We start from the raw sequence: 14,061 nt of genomic DNA, 5'->3' as shown, positions 1-14,061 counted from the left end.
ATAGCGATTGTCAAGGTTTATTGATTTTACAGTATGAAATCAGCTAAGAAGATTATAATTGAACCTGTAATAGATGATTCTTTTTCTATAAAACGGATAGATTACCACCTTAACGATCATGAAACATTTAATAGACTGATCTATCATCGTATTTTTTTTGTCGAAACCGGTGCCGGCTATCTTTCTATTGATAATAATGTATTTGAGCTACATGACAATAGCATTTTTCTCTTATCCAAGGGACAGATCTATGCTTTTTCAGATCAGACTTCGGTAATGGGTTTTTCCATTTCCTTTGGGGATTGTTTTTGGCAAAAGACACCTCCGAGCGCAAGTAACTGTAAAGCTGTATTGTTCAATAACACCAGTGCAAATCCATATCTGAAGCCTAGTACTACCGAAGTAGTAGAGCTGTTATTTCTATTCAATGCACTGTTGTCAGAATATTGTGGTCCCCAGTATATCAATCAGATGGATGCTCTTGCGGCGTTTTTGAAAATTATTATGATTAAACTTGCGAACGTTAAACTGACCGCGGAAGCAACTTTCGATAGTCAGGATTACATCTTGTATCGCAAATTTATGGAAATGCTCAGTGCACAGTTTGATCAATATCATGCCGTGTCGGAGTATGCCAAAATGCTTCATATTTCAGCACGAAGATTAAGCGAACTTTGTAAACGATGTAGCGGGATTAAGGCGAAGGAGATCATTAATGGACAGCTCATAGCAGAAGCGAAACGGTTGCTGCAGTTTAGTGCGATAACAGTGAAAGAAATCGCCTATGCACTTCATTTTAATTCGGCAGAACAATTTAGTCATTTTTTTAAAAAGAATACAAAACTCTCTCCCCTGAACTACCGTAATCAATTTGTTGATGCAGAGTGAAAATTGCACACGGTAAATTTTGACATTTCAAACGTACTTATTGCTATTCCTATGGGGCTGTTGCCGTCATAACTTTGTCCTAAATATCTTAAAGTTATGGTAGTAAATCATCTAAAAAAAGTGGCCGGCATTGTTATTCCGGACAGTAAAATCGCAACGCAAGCGACAGCATTACTATTGGAACATGGTACTGAATTTATCTATAACCATTCGTTGCGTGTCTTCCTATTTTCATCTTTAAATGCAAAACGTAAAAATTTGGTCTACGACAGTGAATTGTTGTATGTAGCTTCCGTATTTCATGATTTGGGCTTAGTATCGCATTACAGTAGTGCAGATCTTCGTTTTGAAGTGGATGGCGCTAACGCCGCCCGAGACTTTCTAAAAAGCCATGGTGTAGAGTCGGCGAAATTACAGCTTGTATGGGATACCATAGCACTCCATACAAGCATAGGAATTGCTGAACACAAAGAAAATGAAGTTGCCCTGATGTACTCGGGCGTTGGGCTTGATGTGATGGGTGAGGGCTATGCGCATTTAAGTGCCAAAAATAGAGAAGAGATTGTTCAAGCCTTTCCAAGGGATAATTTTAAAAAGAAAATTATCCCGACTTTTTTTGAAGGTTTTGAGCATAAGACAGAAACCACATTTGGCAATATAAAGGCAGATGTGTGCGCTTTTATGATCCCTAATTTTGAGCGAAAGAACTTTTGCGATTGTATTCTTCATTCGCCTTGGTCTGAATAGTAAGTCTAATCCCGAGGTTTGAATAACAGGTTCGGATCACATAGCTTTCGGGACTATCTTGCTTTAGCGATAGTCCCGCGCTATTTTCTCCTATTCAATACTATCCCAATAATCGACGACTGACTTCTAACCGAGCTAAAGCACATCTTGTATGTATATCGTGTATTGGATATTTGAAATTCGTTAAATTTATGTCTTAACTTTATAAAGGCTCTAGTATAGTTTTCAAGTTTCAATTTGTACAATGGCTTATTAATGGTATCAACGTATGGTTTTAAATAGTATTTATCAGATGATCTTCAAATCGATTTTGTTTATAACAATGACGGTGATTTCGTTTGACTTGTTGGCCCAAGCTCGAAATCCTGATAAGAAGATCGTCAGATCTGACTTTCAAAAATATTTTGATGAGTGTCATGTTAATGGCACTGTTGCACTTTATGACAATAATAAAGGTGCTTGGATTTTGTCCGATACATCGGACACACAAGTTGCAACATTACCTGCGTCAACTTTTAAGATTATAAATATGTTGATTGCCTTGGAAACTAAGACGATCAAAGATGAAAATAGCATCGTTCCATGGCCCGGGTCAACAGATACCTTAAAATATGGCTACCGACCGGATATTTATAAAAATATCAGTGTAAAAGAAGCATTCGCAGTGTCTGCAGGTTGGGCATTTATCGAGTTAGCAAAGAAAATTGATCGTTCTGTCTATCGGAAGTATCTCAAAGCTTGTAACTACGGGAATATGGACCTTTCCGAATCAGGTCCCGACTTCTGGAATTTTGGTCCAATGGGCATCTCACCAATTAATCAGGTTGAATTTTTGAAAAAGCTTTATGATGGAAATTTGCCTTTTTCAAAAAGAAATATGGATATTGTTAAAGGAGTCATGATTTCGGAACAAAACGCGGACTATACGGTTCGGTCTAAAACGGGCTGGACAATGGCCAATCAGATCAACACCGGATGGTGGATAGGCTATGTTGAACAAAAGGAAAATGTTTATTTCTTTGCAACGCGACTTATTCAGGACCGGAAGTTCAACAGCCCTGATTTCTCGAGCTGCCGGAAGGCGATTACATGGAAAGTTTTTAAGGATCTAAAGATTTTGCCCTAACACCAAGGCTGTTCGTTATCAGTCAATAAATTTTATCAGGACAATAGACAGATGGAAAATTTTAATCGAAAAAAGCATTGGGAAGAGATATACGAAAATAAGCCGCTGGAATCAGTTAGCTGGTACCAGCCTACCCCAGAAGTATCACTACATTTTATAAATCAATCTAGTCTCCCAAAAAAGGCTAAAATTATTGATATAGGTGGTGGTGACAGTTTCCTGGTTGATTTCTTATTAAAAGCAGGATTTGAAGATATTACTGTATTGGATATTTCCAGCACTGCCATTGAAAGAGCGAAGAAGCGATTAGGGAATCAAGCGACTAAAGTCAAATGGATTGTTTCAGATATCTTAGACTTCGTTCCCGATACACCATATGATTTTTGGCATGACCGGGCCACATTTCATTTTTTGACTGCTCGCCAAGAGATTGAACGCTACATCGAAATCGCAGATCAAGCAATTGCAGTGGGAGGTATTTTGGTTGTTGGAACCTTTTCTGAACAGAGGCCAACGAAATGCAGTGGCATTACAATTAAACAATATTCAGCACAATCGATAAGCGATTTGTTCCAGACATATTTTAGGAAAATTGAATGTATAGATATTGACCATATAACACCCTTCGACACCAAACAGTGTTTTGCAGTTTTCGCAAAGAGCTGTTATAGCAGGGTCGAATACTTCTCTCGCAATAGAGCATCGCTATGTCGATCGAATCTGCCCGTTTGTGCTAACTTTTATTGGAATTTTCCAATAAAAGTTCTCCCCAAGCATTCAATTTCCAGAGTACTTCCACTAAACTTTTCCCTAAGGGGGTCAATGAATACTCCACTCTTGGAGGAAGCTCATGGAAAGATTGTTTGATTAGAATGCCATCATTGACCATTTCACCCAATTGTTGGTTTAGCACTCGTCTATCAACTTTTGCGATACCACGAAGCATTTCACTTGGGCGTTTTTCCCCTTCATTGATACGCCATACAATAGGAATTTTCCATTTCCCACTAATCGCATTGACGGCAAATTCCAATGGACATATTTTTTGTTTTATTGCTTTCTCTGTTATACGCATAAAATTGACTTTTTTGTCCCATAGGGATAATAAAATGCGGTATTGTGATTGTGCATTTACTTTTAAAACTTTGCAGAAATAACATACAGCATCATGAAAAATTTAGAATACGAAATTGCTAAATTAAATGCGAATTTAGCAACTCTTCCTCTCGAAATAAAGGAAATATTTGGCAGATCGATTCAGGATCTACAGTCTGGGGATCTAACCGAAAAGAGCCTGCAGATAGGGGACAAGTTCCCTGATTTTAGTTTGGTGAATTCGAAGCGTGAAGAAATTGAGCTGGGAAAACTTCTGAAGAAAGGAAAGGTCATTGTGGCCTTTTTCCGCGGTAGCTGGTGTCCCTACTGTAATCTCGAGTTAAGAGCTTTACAACAGAATTTGACTCATTTTAATGCTTTTGAAGCCACTCTTCTTGCAATTTCGCCACAAGTGCCTAAATTTAGCGAAGCACTTCTGACGGACAACAATTTGGATTTCGAATTGTTGTTTGACGAAGATAATACGTTGGCAATCAGTGTTGGCATCTCATTTGAACTTCAGGATTATGCCATTTCAAGCTATGATCGCTTGGGAATCAATTTGTCCGCCTACAATGGTAATGACAGCAACAGACTGCCGGTCCCTGCTGTTTTTGTGATCGATCCTGATTATACAATATCTTATCGATTTATGGATGTCAACTATATGAATAGACTTAATATCGAAGAGTTAATAGCACAGCTATGAGTAAAATACAACGTAAAGGAGCAAGACGGATAGCGGATATTTCGATAGATTGCCTGGCCAGTCTGAACCGCGGAGAAATTGAAACTGCAAATCTTATGGAGTGGCTCGCTGTTGACCAACGGTTTTTACTCGAGTATATCCTTCAGCAAAATGGACGCATTCATTACTTGAAACCAATCTTAGCGCTGCTTGATCAGTTACAGAAACCGACGGTAAATTCCATCAATGAAACGATCGGGCGGGCGCTGCTCGATTTGATCACACAATATCGTGATAATACCTTCCTGACAATACTATCCAATCATACTGCAGATCTCGTGCGTTGCTGGGCAACCTACACGGTCGGAGATGATAAGCATCTTGAAATTGAGAAATTACTGTTGTCAATGCGTCCTTTTGCTGCAGATCGGCATTTTGGGGTGCGAGAAATCAGCTGGATGGCGATACGTAATAGGATAGCTTTGGACTTGGAAAAGAGTATTGCCGGTCTGAGTCTATGGACGGTGGAGAAGGATGAAAATTTGAGACGTTTTGCTTCGGAGGCAACCCGACCGAGAGGCGTATGGTGTAAGCATATCGATCGCTTGAAGCAGGAGCCAAGTCTAGCCTTGTCTATTTTAGAACCGCTAAAATCTGACCCTTCAAAATATGTTCAGGATAGTGTTGGAAATTGGCTGAATGACGCAAGTAAAAGCCAACCCGGTTTTGTTAGGGCACTTTGTAATCGCTGGGAACAAGAAAGTGATACCAAGGAAACGCGATACATCATTCGAAAAGCACTTCGAACTATCCTGAAATAAATATGTCCGGTAGTTACCGAACAAAAAATGATGATCGCCCGCTTGAGCGACATTTGACCTCAGTTTACGGCAATAAATCTGAGTTTGCGTACTTTAACTAAAGCAGTTTAGATGGATGATCGGCTTATCCGAAATTAAAAGCCGCCATTTATTGTTCTTAAAAGAACGATAAATGGCGGCTATCACTTGAAATGATTTATTCGATACGTATGATTTTACTCTTCCTTATTCTGTGCTTTCATTAGTAACGCGAAAGCATTTTTTAGTGCTATTTGTGTGTTCGGTTGAATGTTATCGGCCTGAATCTGCTGTTTTCCGTTCTCTTGGATACCTAATTTTACCGCATTCATTTGAAATGAACCAGCGCTATGTTGCACAAATACAAAATATTTATTTTGCCAACGTACGATTGCCTCTTCTGGTACAACCATTGCCTTGGTATTATTGATATGAAGATCGGCATTCTTGAACATTCCAGGGGTTAAAATAGCATCGGATTTTTGAAAACGGCATAGCACTTCGGCCATTCTATTTTCATCAAAAGTGCGGTTGACAAGAAAGACTGTGGCCGGAATTTTTCGAGCGACTTCCGTATTGGCATACGCAGAAACGGTATTTCCTATCTTGACTTTAGCTAGATCTTTTTCGAACAGCTGTAGGGAAAGATACATGTCTGATGGATTAACAATCTCAAATAGGATATCTGTCATCACAACCCCATTTCAGCCACCCAATGATTAAGCTATGCGAACCATAGGGTGCCGTTTTACAGCTTTGTGCGTTTTTGTGGCTTTGTTGTAATCGTTTGTGCGTTATATTATTTAGAATAATTAAAAATAATTCTAAATAATAGGTTTAATACCTTACATTTGCAACTGTTTAGAATTGTTTTAAATAAATACGCTTTTTTATGCGTTTTTATTCTTACTTATGAAAAAGCTCTATTGGACTAGTTTCATCTTGATTTGCACAGCTGCAAATGCACATGGACAGTCAATATACATCCAGGGAAAGATCACTGATAGTAATAAGAATGTACTATTGGGAAGCACCGTGATTTTGGATCAACTGGGACTCTCCAGTATGACAGATGGTGCTGGTGAATATCGTCTAACCATCCCCAAAGAGCAGCTTGGCAAATTTGTTACCTTGTCGGTTTCCTATATCGGTAAGAAAAAGGTTGAAAGAACAGTCTTGTTGGATTCGATAAAGAAGATTGAAAATTTTTTGTTGCAGGATATGAGTCTTGCACTTGATGAAGTTGCAGTACAGGCGAAGCGGGGAGAGCTGAGCAACTCTTCACTTGTGTTTGACCGGGAAATGATTGAACGGTATCCTGCACTCAGTTTAAATGATCTTTTGAACCGATTGCCAAACCGGAAGAATACTGCTCCTTCTGTACAGGAGATGCAAAATCTAACGCTGAGAGGTGCTTTTAGTGAGACTACAGGGCGCTCGCGAGAGGTTAATGAATTGAATAACTCCTTTGGTGTCGCTATTATAATGGATGACATGGTTTTGGGCAATAATGGAAATATGCAAGGACGGAATGCAGGAATATTTGGCATGTCTTCCTCAACGAATGCAATTAGACCATCAGATTATGGTTTAACAGGCCGCCCCACAACAGGAAAATTCTATTCCGGAGAAAATGTGTTCAGCGGTCTGGATTTGCGTCAGATTCCGATAGAAAATATCGAACATTTGGAAGTTATTTCAGGCGTAGCACCAGCACGTTATGGCGATTTGTCAAACGGTGCCGTTATCATCGAAAGACAGGCAGGCAAGACCCCGGCTTTTTTTAGGCTTCAAGTTCGGAGTAATGCAACTTCATATAGTCTGTCCAAGGGAATGTCACTGGGAAAAAAGCTTGGGACAATTAACCTGGATTTAGGTTATGTGCAATCTTACGCAGATAATAGAGACAAGCTGAAACAATACGACCGCGTGAATGGAACTTTGATCTGGACAAACTATTATGGCACCGATAAGCGTCTGAAACAGACTTTTTCAGGGTCTTACAATAAAGTTATTGATCAGGTCCGAAAGGATCCGGATGACCCACTCTCGAATGCCATTTCTTTTGGTGGCTGGGGCTGGAATGCTTCTAGTCGGACCAATTACAATTTGGATCATAAATTCCTCAAAAGTATCAGTTTCAATGCAGGACTAAGTTCAACACTGCAGAAAACCTATCGTGAGTATTACTATAATGGTGCAGTCGTGCTCTATACCGATTCTGTGCAAACTGGAATTGTAGAAGGACAATACGCCCCTGGTCAGTATACTGCTCTGGATCATGTGGACAATAGGCCATTGAATTTAAATGCCCGATTGGAAGGAAATGCTGTTGCCATTACAGGCGATATTATCCACAAGATAAACTTCGGAAGTAACTATAGTTATGACATCAACCGTGGAAAGGGGCGAATTGCAGATCCTTCTATTCCAAAAAAGGATCTTGGAGCAAGATCGGATAGGTATTATGATTTTTCATTAACAAACGCTTTGCAAAACCTGGGTTTGTATGCCGAGGATGCAATGCGGACCAAAGTATGGGGAAGGGATCTTAGCATGCGGGCGGGAGTTCGCTGGGATCTTATGAATGGTCACTCATCCATTTCTCCAAGAACCAACATCAATTATTCACTTTCTAAATCAACTCAGATTGGACTGGCATATGGCCTATCCTTCAAATCTCCTGGATTAGCACAACTATATCCCGGGCCGACCTTTGATGAAATTATATTGCTGAATTCCTATAATGGTAAAGTCAACGAAAGTATGGCATTGATTTACTTGCGGCGTTATGAAAAAGATAATAGCAATCTCAAGAGTAGTGTAGGGCAAACCCTCGAATCATCACTTTCATGGCATAAGAATGGGCATCAGCTGCGTACCAATCTTTTTTATAAAAAAAATACGCGCGGAATCAACACGGTTACGGCTGATCAATTAATGGACTTGCCTACATATACGGCCACTGCGGTGCCCGGGGGCAAACCAACAGTTGAACAGACTGGGACGAGAAAGTATTTAATGTCTAATTTGTACTTTGCCAATAGTAATAAATCGTCCAATTTTGGTGCAGAAGTCATGTATTCTACACCCAGAATTCAACAGATTATGACGACTTTCTCCGCTACAGCCGCATTTACTTTGGCTAATTCTAGTTCTAATGCGCTGAGCCGTTTGAATTTTAATACCGAAAAAACAGCTTTAGATGACGTTGTCCTTGGATTTTTTCCATCGAAATCCACGAAGAACTATTTAAGTAGAGCGCAATTACGAAGTTCGACTCATTTTCCGGCGTTGCGTTTGATTATTGAACTGAGTGCAGACTGTGAATTATTAAACTACAATAAATCTAACTACCGAGATATTATTCCTGTAGGATATTATACACGCGATTATACGTATCATGCCATTGAGCAGTTTGATATGAGCAACCCGAAGCATCTCGAACTCTATACAGGAAGGAAAGAGGAAGCTGACCGGGCAAATATTGAAAACAACTACGTCTACTGGAACTTCGGTCTTAATATGGCTAAGGAAATAGGCAAGAATATTTACCTGTCATTTAATGTCTATAACTTTTTGGATTACCAACCGCGATTTTATAGGGAAGGGGCTACCTCAGTGCAAGCTCCGAATTCTTCTCCTAATTATGGCGCCCAACTGACTTATAAATTTTAACATAAAAACTAAACAAGATGAAAACTCATTACTTAATTCCTTTTCTCTTTTTACCTTTTATTTCCTGTAAAAAAGATAATACACCTGGTATACAACCACTGGATATTAAGCTGAACTTAACATACGCTTCTGAAAATTTTAACACCAAGTTGGACTTAAGCAAGGCTATTGTTAAGATTACCAACCTAGCAACAAAAACCAGTGGTACATATTCCGTGTCACAAGGTGTGGTCAATTTGACCTCCATTATGCCAGGTGAGTATGATATTGATGCTTCTATTACAATACCTAAGGAGCAATACAATAGTTTAACAGGCGAATCAAGCAAAGAGGACGTTACATTTAATGCTTCCCTGAAAAAAATCAGTTTAACCAGTTCTACGACTTTGGACTTGGAATTGATTGCAGGTCTATTGGGCGATTTTGTCATCAAGCAGATTTACTATGCGGGTTCTGATAATAAAGAAGGGGCTTTGTTCAGAGATCAGTTTTTTGAAGTTTACAATAATACAGACCGTGTTTTATATGCCGATAGCCTCTACTTTGGCCGGTTATGGGGAAGACAGTCTCCGACCAGTCAATCCGATTATTACCAGCCAAATGGCCAATTGGATTGGAGTAAATCTTTAGGAATGGTAAGCGTTGAATCCGCGAATACAGATTATGTTTACTTAAGAGATTTATTTATGATTCCTGGCAACGGAAAGACCTATCCAGTGGAACCTGGTAAAAGTATTGTGATTGCCCAAAATGCGCTAAACCATAAAGCGCCGTTTGTCGGCAATAATGGCAAGGAAGTAGCCATCAAGAATCCGGATCTTACCGTAGATCTTAGTAAAGCCAATTTTGAGGTTTATTATGGAGATATCCCTGGGAAAACTCCTTTTGCAACAGATATTGACAATGCTGCTGTACCCAATGTTGAGATATTAGATTATACAGGCAATGACTGGATATTAGATAATCTAGGGCGCGACGGTTATGTTATTTTTAAACACGCAAATCGTTCGGATGTGGAGAATCTGAAGAGCTATACTGAGCCATCCATCAGCGTTCCGACCTCTACCGCAAAAAAATATAGACAGTTACCTGTCCGTTGGATTATGGATGCCGTTGAGATGCAGCCAAACACCGAGGATGCTCGAATTCCTAAAAAATTGACAGCATCACAGGATGCCGGTTATACTTTCGCACCACTAGGCGGCTATTCGTCACAATCCGTTATTCGCAAGACCGAAAGAACTACTAATGGAGTTCGTAAATTAAGGGACACAAATAATTCTACAGCGGACTTTATGGTGATAAAAGCTAATCCATTTGGATTTGGTGATTAATGACAAACGGTTATTCCAATACCAGCTTTCCGAACGAAAGCTGGTATTTTATAAAAAATACCTGAATGAAAAGTGTGAGATACATCATGTTGTTTTGGGGTGCTTTCTTAGCCTATCACCCTGTCATAGGGCAAAGTAAGTCCAATTCTTTAGATTCAACAGCAGCTTTGAACTATTGGTATCAACCATCATTTGTGATAATGCATGATATGGCAATACGAAATAGGGTATGGATTCCTGAGGAGATCAAAAATAGATCTTCCCTATTAGGTATTCAGCACAGCAAGGGACAAGGCGGCTTTAAGGCGGCTCAGGGAACTGATGGTCTCAGTCAATCCCAATTTTATACGGAAGGGAAGACCGATTGGCGCAAGACTAGCTTTTGGGGGAGATTTTCATATGATCACTCCGTAGAAGACAGCACAGCTTTGCGGCACCAATCTCGATGGAATGCGGATGCGCCATTGTATTTTGGTTCGTTGCGAAAAAATAAATACAATCGGGAGACCTATAAGCTCGATGCGGGAATCCAAAGAGCTTTCTTCGATGCTAAGCTCCCGATTTCCCTTGGTATAGATTATCGATTGGGCTCACATTATTCAAACAATGACCCCAGAGGCGATATCAAGGATATGAACCTTCAGTTTGAATTGAGTGCTGGTCACAATCTTCCGATACTTTCTTATCATATTGCTGGTATTTGGGGGTATGGTTCTGAACGTGCCAACGTCGGTTATAAAAATGAAAAGTATACAACAAATAAAGAGGATCCATTGTATGTCAATTGGATGATGAACGGTTTTGGAAGTGCGAAGGACCGACTAAAAGAAATTAATTACTATGATATTATCCATCGTAAAGGAGTTGGTGCCCATATCTTACTGAAACCCAATGATAGGGATAAGATTTATCTCAATGGCCGCTACCTTAATGAAGAACAATCATTCAGACGAAATGATAATTCTAAACAAACCTATTTGTCCTTAAATGATTATAAAAAGGATATCGGATCAATCGATTTTTTATGGAGCCGGCAGATGAAACATAAGCAATTGATTAGGGTAGCACTGCAGGGGAAAATTGAAAATGGCCAGGATTTTAATTATACTTATCTAGCGAATAACTACACCTATCGCCGCCATGAAATTTCGTTAAAAACTCAACTAGGGGTACACCAGTATTTGTTTGAAGGCCATGCTGGTATGTATAAGACCGAAAAAAAAGATGGTGTTAGCAGTAACCAAATGGATTTTGATCAAATTAGATTGGGACTCGGATTAAATCGTACATTTCAGGTTAATGAAAAGTCTGAAATAATAGGAACGATTGGATATTTTAAACAGTGGTCGCCAACCCATAATTTGTCTGTATCTGAGTTGAATACGGGTGATTTTGGGAAGCAAATACTCTATCAAGATTATCTTTACGATACCGCCTCGAGTGATAATTTTAATATGTCATGGGTATGGGGCACGCGCCATGCGAAGAATAATTGGAGTATACAGCTCCAGATGAATTATCAGTATAGGGGTAATTTGGTGCCGGTAGACTACACGTTGTCAAGTGTGCCAGGTAAAGATTGGTTTTTGGGTAAATTAGGGGTTTCCTATATTTTTTAAAAAAATAGATTGATTAGTAATCCTACTTCTTTATAAGAATAGTTAAGAGAGAAAATGAAAAAGCAGTTTTGTGTATTGGCCACTATTGTTGGTTTTGTAGGCTTGCTTTCTATGAAAGATCGACAGCAAGCCTTTGATGATGAGATACAGCTATATTATCGACGACCAGTGGACGAATGGCCAAAACCAACAATCGATGTAGGGGCTTATTGGAGTGAATTCAAGTCTCTACCCAAGATCGATACCAGCTATTTTTCTTTAATGGAAAAGCCTGATGTGAAGTTGGGAAAATATCTTTTTTTTGACCCTATTCTATCGGGGAGCAATCAAATATCCTGTAGCAGCTGTCATAACCCGCAAACTTCCTGGGCTGACAAGCTTACGGTACCAGTTGGCAATGATCATCTGGAGGGCACCCGCAATACTCCATCTTTGCTCAATGTTTATGCACGAAAGGAACTGTTTTGGGACGGCCGCGCTGGTTCGCTGGAGGAGCAAGCATTGGGTCCTATCGAAGCACACCACGAAATGGATATGGAATTGACAAAACTGATTCCCAAGTTAAAGGCCATTTCTGCATACAACAAATTGTTTGTGGATGCATTCGGGGATGCGGATTATTCAATGCCAGAGGTGCTTGAAGCCTTGAGTGCTTTTCAACGGACACTAACAAGTAGAAGGAGTCGTTTTGACGAGTTTTTAGATGGTAATTATAAAGTATTGTCTGATCAGGAAGTTCGCGGTCTTCATTTATTTCGTACGAAGGCGCGTTGCATGAATTGTCATAATGGTCAATTTTTTACCGATGATCTGTACCACAATATTGGGCTTACCTATTACAAACGGAAATATCAGGACCTGGGGCGATACGAGATTACAAAGGATCCTGCCGATGTGGGACGTTTTCGGACACCATCCCTGCGCGACGTGATGAATACCGATCCGTGGATGCACAACGGACTGTTTTGGAATATGACCGGGCTATTGAATATGTACAATAGTGGTATGCAGATGAATTCCGCTACTGCCGAACAGAAAGCGAAAGATCCACTGTATCCTGTAACCGATCCATTGATGCAACCCCTAAATCTGACGAAAGATGAAATAAAAGATATTGAGTCCTTTTTGCACGCCATCACAGCGACTTCTTATCGTATGCGCCGTCCCGAAAGTTTACCAAGATAAATGACCGTCGAACAATATTCAAGCTGTGTTTGGGTATTGTTCAATATGACGTAATTGGGGGGAGACAGCTTCTTGCAAAAAAAAGGTTACCCAAATATTGGATAACCAATGTTTTAAACAGATACTGGTAGGGTGTTTATTTTTTTTAAATATCGTGAATTCTAACGACTTATAAAGAAATTTTAAAAAGATAGCCATATCTGTTTGTCTACCTCTTTTTTGTTCCGACTAATTTGTATCTTAATAAACTGTATAGCCATCCGCAACCTCATGTTTTAAGGCCTTAAATAGGGTTATTAGTTTGTTGGTTGTATTAGCTTCAAATCGCTGTCAAAAGAATATTGCTGCAGTTTTAAAAATAAGGAGAAAATACGAAATGAAAAAAATTATCATCGTTGCTGTCTACTGTGTTGTTTTGTTTATGTCGTGTAACAATAGGGATGAAGATAGGGGAAATGATGAGGTTGCTGAAGTATCTCAAAATGGAATAGTCTCGGTCGTAAAATCATACTTTCTCTATCATGAAATAAGAAATGTAGACTATGCTATCTATATCAATGACGTATTGGCAGGACAATCTCATGAAAATGATGGTATTCCGGGGCCCTATAAACTGAACCAGTATATAACTTCATCAGGAAAGCAAATTGTGAAAATGATCATATCTGCCAACAGTCGAGAAAGAGAGATCACTCCGGAAATATTGGGAGAAATCAGTAAGAATGCGGGTATATATTTGCTCTTAAATAAAGATTTTGAGAATATTAAGGAACTCAAAAAACTGCAATTTCCACACATCGAAAAGTCTGTTCCTTCCTATGAATGTATATGGGAATTTGAAACGGAGTAGGATAATTTTTCC

At 39.4% G+C, this 14,061-nt stretch carries 12 protein-coding genes and 1 pseudogene; 11 read left to right on the top strand and 2 right to left on the bottom strand.

The features are described 5' to 3' along the window. Window positions 1-33: 33 nt before the first annotated feature. The 4 genes and pseudogenes from IQ31_RS18440 to IQ31_RS27960 form a co-directional block, all read left to right on the top strand. On the top strand, window positions 34-888 hold the full coding sequence (locus IQ31_RS18440) for a helix-turn-helix domain-containing protein (protein ID WP_145329112.1): 855 nt from the start codon (window positions 34-36) through the stop codon (window positions 886-888). A 96-nt stretch (window positions 889-984) separates the two neighbouring features. Then, window positions 985-1,635, top strand: coding sequence for an HD domain-containing protein (locus IQ31_RS18435; RefSeq protein ID WP_145329110.1), 651 nt, complete (start codon window positions 985-987; stop codon window positions 1,633-1,635). A 268-nt stretch (window positions 1,636-1,903) separates the two neighbouring features. After that, window positions 1,904-2,761, top strand: coding sequence for a penicillin-binding transpeptidase domain-containing protein (locus tag IQ31_RS18430; protein ID WP_145329108.1), 858 nt, complete (start codon window positions 1,904-1,906; stop codon window positions 2,759-2,761). Window positions 2,762-2,812: 51 nt separating this feature from the next. After that, window positions 2,813-3,253: pseudogene (locus tag IQ31_RS27960) on the top strand (class I SAM-dependent methyltransferase); the annotation flags it as partial. Window positions 3,254-3,494: 241 nt separating this feature from the next. On the opposite strand, the gene IQ31_RS27955 reads toward IQ31_RS27960, so the two are convergent. After that, entirely contained in the window at window positions 3,495-3,836 is a 342-nt protein-coding gene (locus IQ31_RS27955; RefSeq protein ID WP_075992508.1) for a winged helix-turn-helix transcriptional regulator, read from the bottom strand. A 93-nt stretch (window positions 3,837-3,929) separates the two neighbouring features. Between IQ31_RS27955 and IQ31_RS18415 the strand changes: the two genes are divergently transcribed. Together IQ31_RS18415 and IQ31_RS18410 are read left to right on the top strand one after the other, a co-directional pair. Further along, window positions 3,930-4,565 carry a peroxiredoxin-like family protein gene (locus tag IQ31_RS18415; protein ID WP_145329106.1) on the top strand — a complete coding sequence of 212 codons (636 nt, stop codon included), beginning with the start codon at window positions 3,930-3,932 and terminating at the stop codon, window positions 4,563-4,565. Further along, window positions 4,562-5,365 (top strand): DNA alkylation repair protein, encoded by an 804-nt coding sequence (locus IQ31_RS18410; protein WP_145329104.1) that lies wholly within the window; start codon window positions 4,562-4,564, stop codon window positions 5,363-5,365. Before IQ31_RS18415 ends, IQ31_RS18410 begins: the two co-directional genes overlap by 4 nt. Before the next feature lie 215 nt (window positions 5,366-5,580). Here the strand turns inward: IQ31_RS18410 and IQ31_RS18405 are convergent, their stop codons facing one another. Beyond that, the gene (locus IQ31_RS18405) at window positions 5,581-6,075 is read right to left on the bottom strand and encodes an efflux RND transporter periplasmic adaptor subunit (RefSeq protein WP_145329102.1); all 495 of its coding nucleotides are present in this window, start codon (window positions 6,073-6,075) and stop codon (window positions 5,581-5,583) included. Between the two features lie 220 nt (window positions 6,076-6,295). Between IQ31_RS18405 and IQ31_RS18400 the strand changes: the two genes are divergently transcribed. The 5 genes from IQ31_RS18400 (at window position 6,296) to IQ31_RS18380 (ending at window position 14,049) form a co-directional block, all read left to right on the top strand. Next, the gene (locus IQ31_RS18400; protein ID WP_145329101.1) at window positions 6,296-9,061 is read left to right on the top strand and encodes a TonB-dependent receptor; all 2,766 of its coding nucleotides are present in this window, start codon (window positions 6,296-6,298) and stop codon (window positions 9,059-9,061) included. A gap of 17 nt (window positions 9,062-9,078) precedes the next feature. Next, complete coding sequence (locus IQ31_RS18395) at window positions 9,079-10,395, top strand: DUF4876 domain-containing protein (protein ID WP_145329099.1); 1,317 nt, start codon at window positions 9,079-9,081, stop codon at window positions 10,393-10,395. Between the two features lie 65 nt (window positions 10,396-10,460). Continuing rightward, a complete protein-coding gene (locus IQ31_RS18390; RefSeq protein WP_145329097.1) occupies window positions 10,461-12,014 on the top strand; it encodes a DUF6850 family outer membrane beta-barrel protein in 1,554 nt (517 codons plus the stop codon). A gap of 54 nt (window positions 12,015-12,068) precedes the next feature. Continuing rightward, window positions 12,069-13,199 (top strand): cytochrome-c peroxidase, encoded by a 1,131-nt coding sequence (locus IQ31_RS18385; protein ID WP_145329095.1) that lies wholly within the window; start codon window positions 12,069-12,071, stop codon window positions 13,197-13,199. A 376-nt stretch (window positions 13,200-13,575) separates the two neighbouring features. Continuing rightward, on the top strand, window positions 13,576-14,049 hold the full coding sequence (locus IQ31_RS18380) for a hypothetical protein (protein WP_088161461.1): 474 nt from the start codon (window positions 13,576-13,578) through the stop codon (window positions 14,047-14,049). Window positions 14,050-14,061: the final 12 nt, after the last annotated feature.

Source organism: Sphingobacterium siyangense, from assembly GCF_007830445.1.
In the GTDB taxonomy this organism is placed as follows: Bacteria; Bacteroidota; Bacteroidia; order Sphingobacteriales; family Sphingobacteriaceae; genus Sphingobacterium; species Sphingobacterium siyangense.
This window is presented reverse-complemented; position numbering and strand designations above follow the sequence as displayed.